15 protein-coding genes and 1 riboswitch are annotated in these 18,967 nt (G+C 70.6%); of the genes, 6 read left to right on the top strand and 9 right to left on the bottom strand.

Features of this window, described 5'->3' with window-relative positions; translation table 11 throughout:
* Nucleotides 1–47: 47 nt before the first annotated feature.
* On the bottom strand, nt 48–2,855 hold the full coding sequence (locus tag ACQHII_RS13510; protein WP_427919548.1) for a GNAT family N-acetyltransferase: 2,808 nt from the start codon (nt 2,853–2,855) through the stop codon (nt 48–50).
* Between the two features lie 196 nt (nt 2,856–3,051).
* On the opposite strand from ACQHII_RS13510, the gene ACQHII_RS13515 reads away from it, so the two are divergent.
* Nucleotides 3,052–3,333 (top strand): HPr family phosphocarrier protein, encoded by a 282-nt coding sequence (locus tag ACQHII_RS13515; RefSeq protein ID WP_019072943.1) that lies wholly within the window; start codon nt 3,052–3,054, stop codon nt 3,331–3,333.
* 161 nt (nt 3,334–3,494) lie between these two features.
* Here ACQHII_RS13515 and ACQHII_RS13520 read toward each other — a convergent pair whose 3' ends face one another.
* The 4 genes from ACQHII_RS13520 to ACQHII_RS13535 all read right to left on the bottom strand — a co-directional run bounded on the left by ACQHII_RS13520 (nt 3,495) and on the right by ACQHII_RS13535 (nt 8,267).
* Nucleotides 3,495–4,190: a GntR family transcriptional regulator gene (locus ACQHII_RS13520; RefSeq protein WP_427919549.1), complete on the bottom strand. Its 696-nt coding sequence runs from the start codon at nt 4,188–4,190 to the stop codon at nt 3,495–3,497.
* A 187-nt stretch (nt 4,191–4,377) separates the two neighbouring features.
* On the bottom strand, nt 4,378–5,133 hold the full coding sequence (locus tag ACQHII_RS13525; protein WP_093629572.1) for a M23 family metallopeptidase: 756 nt from the start codon (nt 5,131–5,133) through the stop codon (nt 4,378–4,380).
* A gap of 13 nt (nt 5,134–5,146) precedes the next feature.
* Nucleotides 5,147–5,310, bottom strand: a riboswitch (cyclic di-AMP (ydaO/yuaA leader).
* Nucleotides 5,311–5,511: 201 nt separating this feature from the next.
* Nucleotides 5,512–6,900, bottom strand: a complete 1,389-nt coding sequence (locus ACQHII_RS13530; protein ID WP_427919550.1) for a M16 family metallopeptidase — start codon at nt 6,898–6,900, stop codon at nt 5,512–5,514.
* On the bottom strand, nt 6,897–8,267 hold the full coding sequence (locus tag ACQHII_RS13535; RefSeq protein WP_427919551.1) for a M16 family metallopeptidase: 1,371 nt from the start codon (nt 8,265–8,267) through the stop codon (nt 6,897–6,899). The genes ACQHII_RS13530 and ACQHII_RS13535 overlap by 4 nt, the downstream gene beginning before the upstream one ends.
* Nucleotides 8,268–8,594: 327 nt before the next feature.
* On the opposite strand from ACQHII_RS13535, the gene ACQHII_RS13540 reads away from it, so the two are divergent.
* Nucleotides 8,595–11,051 carry a DNA gyrase/topoisomerase IV subunit A gene (locus ACQHII_RS13540; protein ID WP_427919552.1) on the top strand — a complete coding sequence of 819 codons (2,457 nt, stop codon included), beginning with the start codon at nt 8,595–8,597 and terminating at the stop codon, nt 11,049–11,051.
* A gap of 11 nt (nt 11,052–11,062) precedes the next feature.
* On the opposite strand, the gene ACQHII_RS13545 is transcribed toward ACQHII_RS13540, so the two are convergent.
* On the bottom strand, nt 11,063–12,199 hold the full coding sequence (locus tag ACQHII_RS13545; RefSeq protein WP_427919553.1) for a CobW family GTP-binding protein: 1,137 nt from the start codon (nt 12,197–12,199) through the stop codon (nt 11,063–11,065).
* Between the two features lie 323 nt (nt 12,200–12,522).
* On the opposite strand from ACQHII_RS13545, the gene ACQHII_RS13550 reads away from it, so the two are divergent.
* Both ACQHII_RS13550 and ACQHII_RS13555 read left to right on the top strand, forming a co-directional pair.
* A complete protein-coding gene (locus ACQHII_RS13550) occupies nt 12,523–13,029 on the top strand; it encodes a DUF6082 family protein (protein WP_427919554.1) in 507 nt (168 codons plus the stop codon).
* Nucleotides 13,030–13,307: 278 nt separating this feature from the next.
* Entirely contained in the window at nt 13,308–13,544 is a 237-nt protein-coding gene (locus ACQHII_RS13555) for a hypothetical protein (RefSeq protein ID WP_427919555.1), read from the top strand.
* Between the two features lie 159 nt (nt 13,545–13,703).
* Here the strand turns inward: ACQHII_RS13555 and ACQHII_RS13560 are convergent, their stop codons facing one another.
* The 3 genes from ACQHII_RS13560 to ACQHII_RS13570 all read right to left on the bottom strand — a co-directional run bounded on the left by ACQHII_RS13560 (nt 13,704) and on the right by ACQHII_RS13570 (nt 16,583).
* Complete coding sequence (locus ACQHII_RS13560) at nt 13,704–14,576, bottom strand: IS3 family transposase (protein ID WP_427919556.1); 873 nt, start codon at nt 14,574–14,576, stop codon at nt 13,704–13,706.
* Nucleotides 14,573–14,881, bottom strand: coding sequence for an IS3 family transposase (locus tag ACQHII_RS13565; RefSeq protein WP_046584010.1), 309 nt, complete (start codon nt 14,879–14,881; stop codon nt 14,573–14,575). The genes ACQHII_RS13560 and ACQHII_RS13565 overlap by 4 nt, the downstream gene beginning before the upstream one ends.
* Before the next feature lie 535 nt (nt 14,882–15,416).
* Nucleotides 15,417–16,583 (bottom strand): citrate synthase/methylcitrate synthase, encoded by a 1,167-nt coding sequence (locus ACQHII_RS13570; RefSeq protein ID WP_427919557.1) that lies wholly within the window; start codon nt 16,581–16,583, stop codon nt 15,417–15,419.
* Between the two features lie 96 nt (nt 16,584–16,679).
* On the opposite strand from ACQHII_RS13570, the gene ACQHII_RS13575 reads away from it, so the two are divergent.
* Together ACQHII_RS13575 and ACQHII_RS13580 are read left to right on the top strand one after the other, a co-directional pair.
* Nucleotides 16,680–17,936, top strand: coding sequence for a citrate/2-methylcitrate synthase (locus ACQHII_RS13575; protein ID WP_427919558.1), 1,257 nt, complete (start codon nt 16,680–16,682; stop codon nt 17,934–17,936).
* Between the two features lie 54 nt (nt 17,937–17,990).
* Entirely contained in the window at nt 17,991–18,929 is a 939-nt protein-coding gene (locus ACQHII_RS13580; protein WP_427919559.1) for a sucrase ferredoxin, read from the top strand.
* The last annotated feature ends 38 nt before the right edge of the window (nt 18,930–18,967 follow it).

Consider the following 18,967-nt stretch of genomic DNA (forward strand, 5'->3'; position numbering starts at 1 on the left):
ACACGGGACCAGCACCCGGAAGCGGCCGTCCGCGCGCGGGAGGTCCATCAGTACACGGGAAGCGTCCTCGGGCCGAGGTCGTCGCGGACCGGCGGCGGGGCCAGGCGGACGGAGGCGCCGAGCACGCTCAGGCCGTGCGCGGCGACGACGACCGGCTCCAGGGTGACCGCGACGACCTCGGGGTGGTCGTCGACCAGTCGCGACACCCGCAGCAGCAGTTCCTCCAGGGCAGGCGTGTCGACGGGCGTCGATCCGCGCCAGCCGAACAGGAGGGGTGCCGTCCGGATCGACCGGATCAGCGAGGCGGCCTCCCGGTCCGTGACCGGAACCAGCCGGTGCGCGGTGTCCCCGAGCAGCTGCGAGGCGGCTCCGGCGAGTCCGAACGACAGCACGGCGCCCGCCGCCGGATCGATGACGGCCCGTACGACGGTGTCGACCCCGCGCGGCGCCATCCGCTGCACCACCGGCCGCAGTTCCTCCGGCCTGCCGAAGAGCTCGCCCAACTCGGCGTACGCGCGCCGCAGTTGGTCTTCGTCCGCGAGATCCAGGCGTACGCCGCCCAGGTCCGCGCGGTGGCGCAGGTGCGGGGCGGTGGCCTTGAGGGCGACCGGGTAGCCGAGGGTGCGGGCGGCCTCGGCGGCGGCATCGGGGGTGGGCGCGGGCAGCGCGCGGTGCACGTCGACGCCGTACATCCCTAGGAGTTCGCAGGTCTCGTCGACGCCGAGCGTGAGGCCCTGCCCGCGCGCGAGGAGCCCGCCGATCAGCCCGGCGGCCCCCTTCTCGTCGATGTCCTCGTACTCGGGCACCCGGCCGGGGTCGACGGCCTCGCGCCGCCACTGGGCGTACTTCACGGCTTCGGCGAGAGCGCGGACCGCGCGTTCGGCGGCGGGGTAGGCGGGGATGAGGCCGACGCCTTCGGAGGCCTGCACCGCGCTGGGCGGCCGCTCCTCGGAGCGCTGGGAGTCCTCCCGCCTCGAAACGGCCCGCGGTGCCGTACTGGTCGCGGCCGACAGCGCCGCCGCGAGCCCTCCGAGCTCCACATGGACCACCAGCACGGGCTTCCCGGGGACGGTCTCGGCCGCCGACCGCAACGCCTCGGCCAGCGCCGCGTCCTCCGCAGGACCCTCTCCCACCGCCGGTATCGCGGTCACCACGACCGCGTCGCACGCCTCGTCGGCCAGCGCGTCCGACAGCGCCCGGTGGAAGTCCGCCGCGGTGGCCGCCGTGGTGAGATCCAGCGGAGGGAGCGGGCGCAGCCCCTCGGAGAGGCACGCGTCGTACGTCAGGAGTCCCAGTGACTCGGAGTTCCCGAGGATCGCCACCCGGGCCCCGCCGGGCAGCGGCTGGCGCGCGAGCAGCAGTCCCGTGTCGACGAGTTCGGTGATCGTCTCGACGCGGATCACGCCGGCCTGCCGCAGCAGCGCGGACACCGTGGCGTGCGGCAGGCGTGTCGCGCGTACGGCGTGTCCCTGGGGGGCGGATCCCGCGCCCTGGACCACTACGAGCGGCTTCGCCGCCGCTGTGCGCCGGGCGAGGCGGGTGAACTTGCGGGGGTTGCCGATGGACTCCAGGTACATGAGGGCGACGTCGGTGTCGGGATCGTCGTACCAGTACTGGAGGACGTCGTTGCCGGAGACGTCCGCGCGATTGCCGGACGACACGAAGGTGGAAACGCCGGTGACACCGGTGACGCCGCCGCCGCGCCGGTGCAGGCGGGAGAGGAGGGCGATGCCGATGGCGCCGGACTGGGCGAACAGGCCGATGCGTCCGGGGCGGGGCATCTCGGGGGCCAGAGACGCGTTCAGGCGTACGTCGGCTGCGGTGTTGATGACCCCGAAGGCGTTCGGCCCGATGATCCGCATGCCGTACGTGCGCGCGTGCCGGACGAGTTCGCGCTGGCGCTCGCGTCCCTCGGGGCCGCTCTCGGCGTAGCCGGCGGTGACCACGACGAGTCCCTGCACCCCGTGTTCGCCGCACTCGGTGACGACCTGGGGGACGTGTTCGACAGGGACCGCGACGACCGCGAGGTCCACGGGGCCCTCGATGTCACGCACCGAGCGGTGGGCCGGTACCCCGTCGAGTTCCTTCTGCCCTTCGGGGAAGGCCTTGTTGACGGCGTACAGGTCGCCGGTGAATCCGGCGTCCCTGATGTTGTCGAGAACGCTGCGGCCCACCCCTCCGGGGGTACGTCCGACACCGATGACGGCGACCGAGCCGGGCACCAGCAGCCGTCGTACCGACCGCGCTTCGGCGCGCTGTTCCCGCGCACGCTGCACGGCGAGGGACCTGTCGGTGGGTTCGAGATCAAACTCCAGGCGTACGACGCCGTCCTCGAAGCTGCGCTTCTGGGTGTAGCCGGCGTCCGTGAACACCTTGATCATCTTGTTGTTCGCGGGCAACACCTCGGCGGCGAAGCGGCGGATGCCGCGCTCGCGGGCGACGGCCGCGATGTGCTCCAGGAGGGCGGAGGCGACGCCCCTGCCCTGGTGCGCGTCCTGCACCAGGAAGGCGACCTCGGCCTCGTCGGCGGGGGCGGAGGCCGGACGCCCGTCGGCACTAATGCGGTCATAGCGTACGGTGGCGATGAACTCGCCGCCTACGGTGGCCGCGAGTCCCACCCGGTCCACAAAGTCGTGGTGCGTGAAGCGGTGGACATCCTTGGCGGACAGGCGAGGATACGGCGCGAAGAAGCGGTAGTACTTCGACTCGTCGGAGACCTGCTCGTAGAAGCTGACCAGGCGATCGGCGTCGTCGACGGTGATGGGCCTGACGCGCGCGGTACCCCCGTCGCGCAGCACGACGTCGGCTTCCCAGTGGGCGGGGTACTCGTGCCGGTCCGACGAGGTCTGCTGCATGGGGCCCAGCGTACGGCTCGCGTCCGACAACGGCGCGAGGCAGTCTGTGGGTGAAAGCAGCGAGGAGACGAGGGGAAGTGGGGCCGAGGCCGCGGTCCGACACCCCTTTCCGGACGGTCCGCGGGGCCGCTCCGGGCTCGCTTCACGTGTGGGAAACTGGTCTAGACAACCCTGAGACTCTGAAGGGCAGCATCACATGGCTGAGCGCCGCGTCAACGTCGGCTGGGCGGAGGGCCTTCACGCCCGTCCCGCCTCCATCTTCGTCCGGGCCACCACGGCCGCAGGTATCCCCGTGACGATCGCCAAGGCCGACGGCAACCCCGTCAACGCGGCCTCCATGCTCGCGGTCCTGGGCCTGGGTGCCCAGGGCGGCGAGGAGATCGTCCTCGCGTCGGACGCCGAGGGCGCGGACGCCGCCCTCGACCGGCTGGCGAAGCTGGTCGCGGAGGGTCTCGAGGAGCTCCCCGAGACCGTCTGAGTTACCCGCAATTGATGGTTGCGGTGATTTCGCCGCAAAACCGATGCACCGCAACCTCGAAGGGCTCGCCCGAATTACCGGGCGAGCCCTTCGCAATTCCACTTGCGGGCAGCAGAAATAATCCCCCGCGAATTATCCCCTCTTTGTATACGGCGCCCGTGTTAATGCCGGAGGCCCGACATGTTTACGGGAGGTTGCGAAGTCCTCACACGGTCCGTGCCGTTCGCCCCGCCGGGAAAGCGCAGCCGGTGCGCGCTGCCCGCGCGCTCGGTGTGCAGGGCGGTGATCGCCCGCGCGCGCTCCCCGTCGCCGCGCGCCACGGCGTCCACGATGGCCCCGTGCTCCGCCCAGGACTCCACGGGGTTGGCCGGTGCCTCCACCGCGTACATCCAGGCGATCTTGTGCCGCAGTTGGGTCAGCATCGAGGTCAGGGCGGGGCTCCCGGAGGCCTGGGCCAGCGTCTCGTGGAACCAGCTGCCCAGGGAGCGCAGATCCTCGCTGTTGCCCCTCCTGGCGCGCTCCTGGCCCAGCCTGACGAGTCCGCGCAGCACCTTGAGGTGGGCCTCGGTGCGCCGCTGGGCGGCCCGCGAGGCGCCGAGCGGCTCCAGCAGCATCCGCATCTCCAGCAGGTCGGCGGCCTCCTGCTCGGTCGGTTCCGCGACGCACGCGCCCGCGTGCCGCCGGGTCACCACGAACCCCTCCGCCTCCAGCGTGCGCAGCGCCTCCCGCACGGGGACGCGCGAGACGCCGTACCGGCGCGCGAGGAGTTCCTCCGTGAGCCGGCCGCCGCGCTCGTAGACACCGGCGACGATGTCGTCCCGGATCGCCGTGCATACCGAGTGCGCCGGAATACGCATGTCCGACCTCCGCCTTAATCCCCGTGAAACGTCGACGATTGACGTGTGTTCCGTGACTCTATTGCAATCAGCGGGAATTTCCGATGGCGGACCGGAATCCATGGATATTTTTTGGACAGGAGGGGTCCGGAAACGCCGAAAGCCCCGGCCGACGGGCCGGGGCTCCGGGAAGTGCGGTGGTGCGTCGTCAGACGTTGACGCCGTGCTTGCGGAGGTAGGCGACGGGGTCGACGTCGGAGCCGTACTCGGCGGTCGTACGGGCCTCGAAGTGGAGGTGCGGTCCGGTGACGTTGCCGGTCGCCCCGGAGAGACCGATCTGCTGGCCCGGGGTGACCTTCTGGCCGACCGAGACGCCGATGGACGACAGGTGGCCGTACATGGTGTACATGCCGTCGGCCATCCTGATCACGACCTCGTTGCCGTACGAGCCGCCCCAGCCTGCCTCGACGACGGTGCCGGAGCCCACCGCGTGGACGCTGGTGCCGGTCGAGGCGTGGAAGTCGATGCCCGTGTGGGCGCCGGAGGACCACAGGGAGCCGCCGGTCTTGTAGCCGGTGGACACATAGGAGTTGGCGACCGGCGCGACGAAGGTGTTGAGCCTCTTGCGCTCGGCCTCGCGGGCGGCGCGTGCCTGGGCCTCGCGGGCCGCCTCGGCCTGGGCGGCGGCCTTGGCGCGGGCGGTCTCCTCGGCCAGCGTCTCGGCGGCGGCCTGCCGCTGGGCGACGGCCTGGGCGTCGATCTTCTCGGCCACGGAGTCGCCGATGGCGACGACGGGGGTGAGGCCGGTCTGTTCGGGGGTGGGCTCCGCGGCGAACGCCGGGGCGGCGGCCAGGGTGCCCACTACCCCGGAGGTGGCGAGAGCCGCGACGCTCGCGGCACGAACGGTGGTGCGGTGGGTCCGGCTCGGGCGACGGTGCTTCCCGGTGGCGCGGGTGAACGCCATGAAGTGGCTGGTCCTTTCCTTCCTTCTCGCCTACCGGGTTAGCTGACGGGTTCGGAGCAGGAAGGTCTCCTACGGACTCCCCCGCTGTGCGCGCGGGCGTCCGATTCACCCCAGGGACTCATGTGGGTCCCCGGCTCCCCTGGCTCGCGCCGTACGGGGACTCGGCGATGACTGTCCGGTGCCGCGAGTGCGGCGCGGTGCCTGACGGACAGCCGGACCGACGCTAAGGGGGGCCACTTTCAATCCCCAAACGGATCACGGTTTTTGTAGCGCACGCCACAGGGCAGACAGGCAACCTCTCCCCCAATTCGGACAATAGGGAGCCCTGACGGCCGTTCAGTCATCAGGGCTCCCCCACGCGCGCGTGCCGCTCTGCGTCTACTCCGCTGGAACGACGGTCACTTCGCCGATACCGAGGGCCTCGACGGGCTCCTTGATCTGCTCCGCGTCGCCCACGAGGATCGTCACCAGACGGTCCACCGGGAAGGCGTTGACGACCGCCGCGGTGGCCTCCACGGTGCCGGTCGCGGCGAGCTGCCGGTACAGCGTCGCCTGGTAGTCGTCGGGCAGGTGCTGCTCGACCTGGTCGGCCAGCGTGCTCGCCACGGCGGCGGCGGTCTCGTACTTGAGCGGCGCCACCCCGACGAGGTTCTGTACGGCGATGTCCCGCTCGGCGTCGGTGAGTCCGCCCTCGGCGAGCTTGCGGAGCACCGTCCACAGGTCGTCCAGGGCCGGACCGGTGTTCGGGGTGTCCACGGAGCCGCTGATCGCCAGCATCGAGACGCCCGTGCCGTCGGGTGCCGAACGCAGCACCTGGCCGAAGGCCCGCACACCGTAGGTGTAGCCCTTCTCCTCGCGCAGGACGCGGTCCAGGCGGGAGGTGAGGGTGCCGCCGAGGCAGTACGTGCCGAGCACCTGTGCGGGCCACACGCGGTCGTGCCGGTCGGCTCCGACGCGGCCGATGAGCAGCTGCGTCTGCACGGCGCCGGGCCGGTGCACGATCACGACCCGCCCGGTGTCGTCGGCGGTCACCGCCGGCACGGGGCGCGGCTGGCCGGCGGGCCCGGTCCACGAGCCCAGGGTGTCGGCGAGCAGCGCGTCCAGGTCGATGCCGGTCAGGTCGCCGACGACCACGGCGGTGGCGGTCGCGGGGCGGACGTGCCGGTCGTAGAAGGCGCGTACGGCCGTGGAGTCGATCTTCTGGACGGTCTCCTCGGTGCCCTGGCGCGGGCGCGACATGCGCGAGCTCGCCGGGAACAGCTCCTTGGAGAGCTCCTTGGCCGCGCGGCGGGACGGGTTGGCCGTCTCGTGCGGGATCTCGTCGAGGCGGTTGCGGACCAGCCGCTCGACCTCGCTGTCCGCGAAGGCGGGTGCCCTGAGGGCGTCCGACAGCAGGCCGAGGCCCTTGGCCAGGCGAGAGGCCGGGACCTCCAGGCTCAGGCGCAGCCCCGGGTGGTCGGCGTGCGCGTCGAGGGTGGCGCCGGAGCGCTCCAGCTCGGCGGCGAACTCCTCCGCGGAGTGCTTGTCGGTGCCCTCGGAGAAGGCCCGCGCGGTGATCGTGGCGACACCGTCCAGGCCGGCCGGTTCGGCCTCCAGGGGTGCGTCGAGGAGCACCTCGACGGCGACGACCTGCTGACCTGGGCGGTGGCAGCGCAGGACCGTCAGGCCGTTGCCGAGCGTCCCTCGCTCGGGCGCCGGGAAGGCCCACGGCCGGGCCTCGCCGGCCTGGGGCTGCGGGTGGAATTCCATCGTGGCGAGCTCGGTCACTTGGCCGCCTCCTCGTTCTCGTCGCCGGCCTCGGCCGCTGCTTCGTCGTCGGCGTCATCCTCGTCCGCGATCGGCTCGTAGACGAGCACCGCGCGGTTGTCGGGCCGCAGGCGCGCCTTGGCGACCTCCTGGACCTCCTCCGCCGTCACGTCCAGGACGCGCTGTACAGCGGTCAGGGCGAGCTGCGGGTCGCCGAACAGGACGGCGTAGCGGCACAGTTCGTCCGCGCGGCCCGCGACCGTGCCGAGCCGGTCCAGCCACTCGCGCTCCAACTGGGCCTGGGCGCGCTCCATTTCCTCGGCGGTGGGACCCTCCGCGGCGAACCGGGCGAGCTCCTCGTCGATGGCGGCCTCGATGACGGGCACCTCGACGTCACCGGACGTCTTGACGTCCAGCCACCCCAGGGAGGGCGCTCCGGCCAGCCGCAGCAGACCGAAGCCGGCCGCGACGGCCGTACGGTCGCGTCGTACGAGGCGGTTGTAGAGGAGCGAGGACTCGCCGCCGCCCAGGATGGTGAGGGCGAGGTCGGCCGCGTCGGACGCGCGCGTGCCGTCCTCCGGGAGCCGGTAGGCGCACATCAGGGCGCGCGCCGGGACCTCTTCCTCGACGACCTCGCGCAGTTCACCGCCCATGGTGTCGGGCAGTGCGCCGTCACGGGGCGCGGGCTTGCCGTCGTGCGAGGCGATGGACCCGAAGTACTTCTCGATCCAGGCGAGCGTCTGCTCGGGATCGATGTCGCCGACCACGGACAGGACGGCGTTGTTGGGCGCGTAGTAGGTGCGGAAGAACGCGCGGGCGTCCTCCAGGGTGGCCGCGTCCAGGTCCGCCATCGAGCCGATGGGCGTGTGGTGGTAGGGGTGGCCCTCCGGGTAGGCGAGGGCGGTCAGCTTCTCGAACGCCGTCCCGTAGGGCACGTTGTCGTAGCGCTGGCGGCGCTCGTTCTTGACGACGTCGCGCTGGTTCTCCATGGACTCGTCGTCAAGGGCGGCCAGCAGGGAGCCCATGCGGTCGGCTTCGAGCCAGAGGGCGAGCTCCAACTGGTGGGTGGGCATGGTCTCGAAGTAGTTGGTGCGCTCGAAACTGGTGGTGCCGTTGAGCGAACCGCCCGCGCCCTGCACCAGTTCGAAGTGGCCGTTGCCCTTCACCTGTCCGGAGCCCTGGAACATCAGGTGCTCGAAGAGGTGAGCCAGGCCGGTACGCCCCTTGACCTCGTGGCGGGAACCGACGTCGTACCAGAGGCACACCGCCGCGACCGGGGTCAGGTGGTCCTCGGAGAGCACCACACGCAGACCGTTGGCCAAACGGTGTTCGGTCGCTGTCAGACCGCCGGACCCTGCCTCGGCGGTGGCCGTGTGACCCATGGGCATGTACGTCCCTTCGATCGCGGATTATCTGGCTGGAACCGCAGAAATCCTGCTCGTCCCGCCACTGTATGCAAGCGTGCGGACCGTCGGCGAAGTTCCCGGCGGACGTACGCCGAGAGCGAGATCGCGTAGCCTGCGGGCAGTCGCACACGTGGACCCACGCGGCAGCCGTCGGTGACGGAGCCGAACGGCCAACGCCGGGTCCTGGTCCGCGTTGTCAGTGCCGCGGTCCACAATGGTTCACGTCAAGACCCCGTTCACGCTTCAGCAAGAGTGAGCCGAAGGGGAGCGACCCCCAGGCGAGCGACCAGAAAAGAGGAGCCGGCAGCGATGGCCCGCCGCAGCACGAAGACCCCGCCGCCCGACGACTCGTTCGAGGAGCGGATCCTCGACATCGACGTCGTCGACGAGATGCAGGGCTCCTACCTTGAGTACGCGTACTCGGTCATCTACTCCCGCGCCCTGCCGGACGCCCGGGACGGCCTGAAGCCGGTCCACCGCCGGATCGTCTACCAGATGGACGAGATGGGCCTGCGCCCCGACCGCGGCTATGTGAAGTGCGCGCGTGTCGTCGGCGAGGTCATGGGCAAGCTGCACCCGCACGGCGACGCGTCGATCTACGACGCCCTGGTGCGCATGGCGCAGCCCTTCTCCATGCGCGTCCCGTTGGCCGACGGCCACGGCAACTTCGGCTCGCTGGGCAACGACGACCCGCCCGCCGCCATGCGGTACACCGAGTGCCGGCCGTCCGAGGCCGCGAACCTGATGACCGAGTCGATCGACGAGGACACGGTCGACTTCGCCCCGAACTACGACGGCCAGGAGCGGGAGCCGGTGGCCCTGCCCGCCGCCTTCCCGAACCTGTTGGTGAACGGCTCGTCGGGCATCGCGGTAGGCATGGCCACCAACATGCCGCCGCACAACCTGGGCGAAGTCATCGCGGCGGCCCGCCATCTGATCCGCTATCCGAACGCGGACCTCGACACCCTGATGCGCCACGTCCCCGGCCCCGACCTGCCGACGGGCGGCCGGATCGTCGGCCTCAGCGGCATCCGCGACGCATACGAGACGGGCCGCGGCACCTTCAAGATCCGCGCCACGGTCGCCGTGGACAACGTGACGGCGCGCCGCAAGGGCCTCGTCGTCACCGAACTGCCCTTCTCCGTGGGCCCGGAGAAGGTGATCGCCAAGATCAAGGACCTGGTCGGCGCGAAGAAGCTCCAGGGCATCGCCGACGTCAAGGACCTCACCGACCGCGCGCACGGCCTGCGCCTGGTCATCGAGATCAAGAACGGCTTCGTGCCGGAAGCGGTCCTGGAGCAGCTCTACAAACTGACGCCGATGGAGGAGTCCTTCGGCATCAACAACGTCGCCCTGGTGGACGGCCAGCCCCTCACCCTGGGCCTCAAGGAACTCCTTGAGGTCTATCTCGACCACCGCTTCGACGTCGTACGGCGGCGCAGCGAGTTCCGCCGCACCAAGCGGCGCGACCGCCTGCACCTCGTAGAGGGTCTGCTCACCGCGCTCGTCGACATCGACGAGGTCATCCGGATCATCCGCTCCAGCGACAACTCCGCGCAGGCGAAGCAGAGTCTGATGGAGCGCTTCTCCCTGTCGGACATCCAGACGCAGTACATCCTGGACACGCCGCTGCGCCGCCTCACCCGGTTCGACCGGATCGAGCTGGAGTCGGAGATGGAGCGCCTTACGGCGGAGATCGCCGAGCTGAGCCGCATCCTGGAGTCGGACACCGAGCTGCGCAAGCTGGTCTCGACCGAACTGGCCGCGGTGGCAAAGAAGTTCGGCACCGACCGGCGTACGGTCCTGCTGGAGTCGGCGGGCGCCCCCGACGCCACCGTGCCGCTCCAGGTCGCCGACGACCCGTGCCGGGTGCTGCTCTCCTCGACGGGCCTGCTGGCCCGTACGGCGAACGGCGAGCCCTTCCCGGAGGACGCCGACGCCCGGCGCGTCAAGCACGACGTGATCGTCTCGGCGGTCCCGGCGACGGCCCGCGGCGAGCTGGGCGCGGTCACCTCGACCGGCCGCCTGCTGCGCATCAACGTCGTCGACCTCCCGCAGCTCCCGGAGACGGCGTCCGCGCCTAACCTCTCCGGCGGCGCGCCGGTCTCGGAGTTCGTCTCGCTGGAGGACGGCGAGACGGTCGTCTGCCTGACCACCCTCGACGAGTCCTCCCCGGGTCTGGCCATCGGCACCGAGCAGGGCGTCGTCAAGCGCGTGGTCCCCGACTACCCCACGAACAAGGAGGAGTTGGAGGTCATCACGCTCAAGGACGGTGACCGGATCGTCGGCGCGATCGAACTGCGCACCGGCGAGGAGGACCTCGTCTTCATCACGGACGACGCCCAACTCCTGCGCTACCAGGCCTCCCAGGTGCGTCCCCAGGGCCGCCCGGCCGGCGGCATGGCGGGCATCAAGCTCACCGACGGCGCGAAGGTCATCTCGTTCACGGCAGTCGACCCCGCCGTGGACGCGGTCGTCTTCACGGTCGCGGGCTCGCGCGGCACGCTGGACGACTCCGTCCAGACGACGGCCAAGCTCACCCCGTTCGACCAGTACCCCCGCAAGGGCCGCGCCACCGGCGGCGTCCGCTGCCAGCGCTTCCTGAAGGGCGAGGACTGCCTGTCCCTGGCCTGGGCAGGCGCCGTACCGGCCAGGGCCGCACAGCGCGACGGCACCCCGGCCGAACTCCCGGAGATGGACCCGCGCCGCGACGGCTCGGGCGTGTCCCTGCCGAAGACGGTGTCGGTGGTGGCGGGCCCGGTGTAGCCCCGTCAGGCTTACAGTTCCGGCTCGAACTCCGGTTCTTGGTCCGGTTCCTGTACGTAACGCAGGACGCCCCACATGCCGTGCTCGTCGGCGTGTGGGGCGTCGCCGTCCCGGCACGCCTCCAACTCCTTGCCGAGCGCGGCCGGTTCGAACCCGGTACCGATGAGCACGAGCTGCGTGAGCCGGGCGTCCCCGCCCGCCCAGGGCTCGGGATAGAACCGCAGGAAGCGTCCTACGGCGTGCACGGCGTACCGGTTGCGTGGATCGTGGACGCCGAAATCGACGTACCCCTTGATCCGGTAGAGCCCCTCGGGCCTGCTGTCCAGGAACCCCATCAGCCGGCGCGGGTCCATGGGCACGTCGGAGGCGAAGGAGAGGCTGTCGTAGGCGGTATGCAGATGGTCGGCGTGCTCGTGCTCGTCGCCGGTCCGCTCGTCCAGATCGTCCAGATCGTCCAGATCGTCGAAGGTCAGCTGCCCCACGCGCTCCTCGCTGGGCCGGCAGTCGAAGAGGAACTCCGGGTCGATACGGCCGTAGGTGGCGGGCACCACGGCGGCCCGGTCGGTGAGGGAGCCGACGAGTGCGAGAACGCGCGGGGCATCGGCTGCCGCCCGGTCGAGTTTGTTGACGACGACCAGGTCGGCGAGGGAGAGATGCCGGTCGATCTCGGGGTGCTTCGCGCGCGTGTCGTCGAACTCGGCGGCGTCGACGACCTCGACGAGTCCGCCGTAGACGATCCCCGGGTGTTCGCTGGCGAGCAGCATGCGCACCAGTTCCTCCGGTTCGGCGAGTCCGCTGGCCTCGATGACGATGACGTCGATACCGGTGGAGGGCCTGGCCAACCGCTCCAGATAGACGTCGAGTTCACTGGCGTCGACGGCACAGCACAGGCACCCGTTGCCGAGCGAGACGGTCGAGTCCCCGAGGGCCCCGGCCACGGCGAGCGCGTCGATCTCGATCGCCCCGAAGTCGTTGACGACGGCGCCGATACGGCTGCCGCCGCTGCGGTGCAGGAGGTGGTTGAGCAGGGTCGTCTTGCCGGAACCCAGGAATCCGGCGAGTACGACGACGGGGATCTGCGGGCGACTTGAAACCGGCGCCCCGCTCTCGCGCGGGCTCGGGTGTGCGCTCGGGTTCTGCGAGCTCAACGTGCGACCTCTTTCACGCCGACGCGTGCACCGGATCGCGGTCGGGTGCACGTACGGAGGTTGAATGCCGCCCCAGGATACGAGCCGGAAGAATCGCCGCGAAGTGAACGATTGTTAGCAGTCCTTGCGGGGCACACGTTGGGGAAGGCGCCGGTTCGTGCGACCCTCGCTTCCCTCCGTGCGCCTCCTCTCCGCCTCCCTGCCGATCAGAGCCGCTCGGCACTCTGGGAGACGGCAAGCGCCGCCCATCGCTCGCCGGTCCCCATCAGTCGACCCGCACCCCGACGACCGGCGGACGGCCGCCTGATTCGGGGGTTGTTGACATGGCCACACGGAACGTGGGGATACGAGGGCTCGGCTCAGCCGTCAGAGCTTGGGTCGCGGCCGTCGCCGCGCCCCTAGCCGGGCCGGTCACACGCCGTCGGCACAAAGCGGCCCTCGCCGAACAGCACCGACTCCATTTCGCCCTGCTGTGCAAAGCCATGGACGACCCCGCCCTGGCCAGCGTCCTCGACACGTACGAGACCCCGGTGCCGCCCGAGAAGCAGCGTCAGTACCTCTTCGCGAACGCCCTCTACGTGAACGCGCTGCACTACCACCGGATCGGCGCCCTGTCCCTGGCCGAGTTGCACGGCCACTTCCGAGTCATGTGCCAGAACCCGGTCTTCCGGGAGTACTGGGCAGCCACCGAGCACCATCGGAAGAGCCTGCCCGACGCCTCCGAGGAGGCCGGGCTCGGCCACGTCATGGACGAACTCATCCAGGAACTCGACGACTCGGACACCGACGAGTGGTGGGTGGTCGGGGAGACGCCGGGCGATTCACCCTGACCCCAGGCGGGCTCCGACGCCCCGAAAAGCACTCCGTCAAGAGCAGGCGGCAGAGTTCACCGGAATGCTTGCCCGTAACCGGCCCACCGCGAGTGGCGGAATGGTCTACCTTGTCGTCTGGCCCCCTCCGGGCACTCCGACGAACACCCTTCACGCTCGGAGACCTGCGGTTCCGGCGCCACACCTGCCCGGGGTGCCGCACCGCTCGGAGTCTCCATCCCTCCGAGCCACAAGGAGCCGCACTCGGAGAACACTCCGAGTAAGGTTGGTAACTCTACGTGAGAATCGTGCGACGTGTCGGGGCTTCGCCTCGCGAGCGAGGCAGCGCCACTGGCCAGACTTGCCCCGACATCTTCGAGCTCAGTGACGGCGACTTCGCCGTCATCGGGCGCGAAGCGACTGCGGAACTCGACTCCGAGCTCCCTCCTGACGCCGCACGTGCCGACTACGAGCGCATCGTCGTCATCAGTCGCGAGACCCTGGTTCGCGCGAAACGGGACATCCCTGACGCCTGACACCTCCGACCATCAAGGCACGTCTCTACTTCTGTTCACACACAGGACCTGCACATAGAGAACCCGGCACCCTGCGGTGCCGGGCCTCCGGTCACAGCCCTCTTCTTTCATCTGAGCCCTGAGCTTGTTCCGCTTTGACGGACACCATCGGTGTGGTGGTCAGGCTGCGAGTGCGGTCTCATACTCAGCGGGACTGCGGTAGCCGAGGCTGCTGTGGAGCCGGTGCAAGTTGTACCAGCCCTCGATGAAATCGAAGATCGCGGTTCGGGCCGCGGCTCTGCTGGGCCAGGAGCTCGTGGTGAGCAACTCCCTCTTGATGGTGGCGAAGAACGACTCGGCGAGCGCGTTGTCCCAGCACTGTCCGGTGCGGCCGACCGACAGGCGCACGCCCAACTGGTGCGCCAGTGTGGCGAATTGCTGGCTGGTGTACTGACAGCCGCGATCCGAGTGAAAGATCACCGGCCGGGTGGGACGGCGCTTCCGGCAGGCGGCCGTGAGGGCATCGGCGACCAGATCGGTCCGCAGGTGGTCGGCCGTCGCCCAGCCGACCACGCGACGTGAGGCGATGTCGATGACGATGGCCAGATAGAGCCAGCCCTCCTCCGTGGCGATGTAGGTGATGTCGCCGCACCACCGGGCATTCAAGTCGGCGGGGTCGGGCTGGAAGTCCCGGACGACGAGATCGGGCCGAAGAGCAGCCCGTGGATCAGGAATCGTCGTCAGGTGTCGTCGTCTGCGGTGTCGGCCCTCCAGGCCGGCAGCCCGCATCAGCCGCGCGACACGTCGGCGGCCACATCCGGCGCCTGCCCGCTTGAGCACCGCATGGACGCGCGGGGCGCCGTAGGTTCCCCGCGATCTCGTGTGGACGTCGGCGATCTGTTCCGCCAGCTCGGCGTCACGGACCGCGCGGGGACCAGGCTTGGCAGCGCGCCGGGCATAGAAGGCGGTCCGGGAGACCTTCAGCAGCTCACACGCTCGTTTGACGCTGTGACCTGCGCGCTTCTCCGCCTCGATGAACGGGTGCACCGTCACCGGGTCTCCTTCGCGAAGAAAGCCGTCGCACGCTTGAGGACCTCGACGTCCTCACGCAGACGGCGGTTCTCCCGCCGCAACGCGGCCAGCTCCTCGCGTTCACTGCTGGTCAGGCCGTCCCGCTCGCCCGCATCAACCTCGGCCTGCTTCACCCAGTCACGCACCGCGGTCTCGGTCAGATCGAAGTCCTTGGCGATCTGACCGACCGAGCGGTCACCGCGTCGGCACAGCTCGACGATCTCCGCCTTGAACTCCGGCGTGAACGAGCGACGAGGGCGAGGCTTCTTCTTCCCCATGCTCTCCATGATGGACATCCTCTCGGGGCTGAACCCCTGATCTCGGATGTCCGTCAAAGCGGATCAAGCCCAGCCCAACCCGCCAACTCGCCTCTACCCCGCCGGGGTTCACAGCAGCGTCCCTCACGTGAGGACACAGCAGTGCCTCAGCGGCGCGGGACGGCATCCCGCACACCCAGGGCCTTCCGGCCTGGAGGGAGGCGGCCTCGAAGCGCAAGCTGACGGACCGGTGGCGGATCCATGTACGGCAGCACGTCTCATCGGAGCGCGTGTGTGCGGCCTGCGAGATCTTCCTGTGATCGCATGGCTCATCCAGCACTGCCCGTGGGTCTGAAGTGCGTAGGCCCCGGCCGAGGAATCGGCCAGGTCCCACGTCCACACCACCAGGGCCTCGTCCTCAAAGTCCGTCCGTCGGGGCCTAGCCGAGGGGAGCACGGGGCCTTCGTGTGTCTCCGCTTGGATACACGCGCGACGCGACAGGAAGCAACACGGCCCACCGCCGCACCAGAGGCGAACGCAGGTCACCGAGGGAGCCGGCCGTGCCTCAAGTCATCACCGGCACCGCCACCGGCGCCCCCACCCCCACATACCGTGCCACCGGCCGGATGATCTTCGAGTCCTCCGCCTGTTCCACCACATTCGCGCTCCACCCCACCACCCGCGCGGCGGCGAACGTAGGTGTGAACATCTCCCGTGGCAGACCGCAGAGTTCCATCACCAGCCCCGCGTAGAACTCGACGTTCGTGTGCAGTTCGCGGCCCGGCTTGAGTTCGGCGAGGATTGCCTCGACCTGGCGTTCGACCTCGATCGCGAACTCGACGCGGGGGCCGCCGAACTGCTGGGCGACCTCGCGGAGCATCCGGGAGCGCGGGTCCTCCGTGCGGTAGATCGCGTGGCCGAAGCCCATGATGCGGTCGCCGGCGAGAACGCGTTCACGGATCCAGGGGTCGATACGGTCCGGGGTGCCGATCGCGTCCAGGGTGTCCAGGGCGCGGCTGGGAGCGCCGCCGTGCAACGGGCCCGAGAGCGCCCCCACAGCCCCGACCAGGCAGGCCGCCACATCCGCCCCCGTCGACGCGATGACCCGCGCGGTGAAGGTTGACGCGTTGAATCCGTGGTCAATGGTTGAGATCAAGTATTGCTCGATCGCCCTGGCCTGCTGCTTGTCCGGCTCCGAACCCGTCAGCATGTAGAGGTAGTTCGCCGCGTAGGAGAGGTCCTCGCGCGGCTCCACGGGGTCGAGGCCCTGGCCGAGGCGGTACAGCGCCGTCAGCAGCGTCGGTACGGCGGCCGCGGCCACCAGGGTGTCCCTCCGGCGCGCGTCCGCGTCGATGTCGTACACCGGCCGGAAACCCTTCGCGGCGCCGAGCAGCGACAGCGCCGTACGCATGCCGGACAGCGGTCCGGACGTCCCGCTCGCCGCTGCCACGGCGGGCAGCGCGGCCCGCACCTCGTCGGGCAGCCGGCGCAGCGCCGCGGTCTCGGCGGCGAAGGCGGCGCTCTGGTCGGCGTCCGGCAGTTCGCCGTGGGCCAGGAGATGCCAGACGTCCTCGAAGCCGCGGGTCTGCGCGAGCTCGACGGCGGAGTGCTGGCGGTAGTGGTAGAACCCCTCGGTCCCCCGGACGTCACCGATTCGGGTGTCGGTGACGACGACGCCCGCGAGTCCCCGCGGAACCTCGATACGAGTGGCAGCGGCCCTGTTGATGGACATGTTTCCTCCCTGGACTTGATTTCAATGTCCATGGTTGACTCAATCTCTGTCAATATTGATTGAATCAATGTAATGAGAGTGGATACGGTGACCTCCATGCGCGATCAAGAACCCGCTCCCGGTCACCCCGAACGATGGCTGAGCACCAAGGAGACCGCCGAGTTGCTCGGCGTGAAGCCCGAGACCGTGTACGCGTACGTGAGTCGCGGGCAGCTGAGCAGCAGGCGCGAGCCCGGCGGCCGGGGCAGCACCTTCGACGCCAAGGAGGTGGAGGCGCTCGCCCTGCGCAACAGGCGGGAGAGCAGCGGGAGTTCGGGGTCGGGAGGCGAGCTCTCCGTACGGACCCGGATCACGCTCATCGAGAAGGACCGGTACTTCTTCAGGGGCGTCGACGCGACCGAGCTGGCCGCGCGCCACTCCTACGAAGAGATCGCCGAGTGGCTGTGGACCGGGGAGTTGCGTCCCGGGATCACGTTCACCGCGCCGAAGGCGAGCGTCGCCGTCGCGCGCCGCGCGGTGGACGCGCTGCCCGAACACACCGGCCCCACCGACCGGTTGCGGGTCGCGGCCATCGCGGCGGCGACCGCGGACCCGCTGCGCTTCGACCTCTCCGAGGACGCCGTGCTCGGCACGGCGCGCACCCTCATCCCCACCCTCGTCGCCGCCCTGCCACCGGCGCGGCGCGCGCATCGCGACGAGGGTCCGCTCGCCCACCGCCTGTGGGCGCGGCTGAGCGGACAGACAGCTGACGAGGCGTCACTGCGCGCCCTGGACACGGCACTTGGTCTGCTCGTCGACCACGACCTGGCCGCGTCCACCCTTGCGGTGCGGGTCGCCGCCTCGGCCCGCGCGCACGCCTACGCGGCCGTCTCCTCCGGCCTGGGCGTCCTCGAAGGCCCCCTGCACGGCGCGGCCAGCGGCTTGGCTCACCGGATGCTGCTCGACGTGCTCGACCAGGGCAGCGCCGCCCCGGTGGTCGCCGACGAACTGCGGGCCGGCCGCCGTATCCCGGGACTCGGCCACCGGCTCTACCCGGGCGAGGACCCACGCGCGCGTGCCTTGTTCGCCCTCCTGAAGGACGTTTCCGGCGCCGGGCCGGCGCTCGCCGCGGCCCGGGACATCGTCGCCACCACGGCCCGCCACACCCCGCTGCACGCCAACGTCGACCTGGCGCTCGCCGTGCTCACGGTCTCCTCCGGGATGCCCTCCACGGCGGGCGAGACGATCTTCGCGGTCGCCCGTACGGCGGGCTGGATCGCGCACGCCCTGGAGGAGTACGGCGAGCGCCCGCTCCGTATGCGGCCCAGCGGTCACTACGTCGGTCCGAAACCGCCTCAACCACTACCGGAGTAGGACACGGGCCCGGCCGGAAGTCACCCCGGGCCAAGTCAGGTTAGGCTCACCTCTGTGAGTACGTGCGCGACCGTCTCTCGGGACCTCGACGAGCCCATTTCCGGAACCGCGGCCACGGCGACGACGTGGCTGCTGCTGGAACAGCCCGGTCCTTGGGGTGCCAAAGCGCTCACTTCGAGCCACCTGGACCCCGTGCTGGGGCGCGCCCTGGAGACGGCGGCCGTGAACACGGGCGTACGGATCGCGCTCATCCGGCGTCCCGGGCGGCACGCCGACCCCGCGCCGTCACGCGTGCGGCAGGTGTACGCGGCCCACACCGTTCCCGGAAACGCGTGGCTGCACAGCGCCACGACCACCGACCCGCAGGACCTGCTCGCCCTCGATTTCGCGGCCCTCGGCGCGGGCGACCCGCACTCGTTCGGCTCGGCGCTCGGCGGGCGGCCCCACACCGGCGATCCGCTCGCGCTCGTCTGCACCAACGGCAAGCGCGACCGCTGCTGCGCGCTCCTGGGCCGTCCGCTCGCCGCCGAACTGGCGGCCTCCGGGGTCGAGGGCGTCTGGGAGGTCACCCATCTGGGCGGCCACCGTTTCTCGCCCACGGTGCTCGTCCTGCCATACGGCTACGCGTACGGGCGCGTCGGCGCCCACACCGTCAAGGAGATCCTCCAGGGCGCCCAGGAGGGCCGTGTGGTCGTCGAGGGCTGCCGGGGCGGCTCGGCCTGGGAGCGGCCCGGACAGGCGGCGGAGCTGGCCGTGCGGACGGCGGCGCGCGAGCACGCGGCGGACGCGCTGAGTGTCGTACGGACGGACGGCGGCGCGCCCCGCTGGGAGGTGACGGTCGCGCACACCGACGGACGCCACTGGCGCGTGGTCGTCGCCCAGGGCGCCTCGCTGCCGCCCCGGCCGGAGAGCTGCGGGGCGTCGGTCCTCGGGGCGCCGGCGCGGATGGACGTGGTGGCGGTGCGTGAGCTGACGACGGCCCTGGCGGGCTGACCCGCCCGGGACCGGGCCGCCTGGCCGGCTCCAGCGGA

The sequence above is a fragment of the Streptomyces sp. cg40 genome, assembly GCF_050320165.1.
Taxonomy (GTDB): Bacteria; Actinomycetota; Actinomycetes; order Streptomycetales; family Streptomycetaceae; genus Streptomyces; species Streptomyces hokutonensis.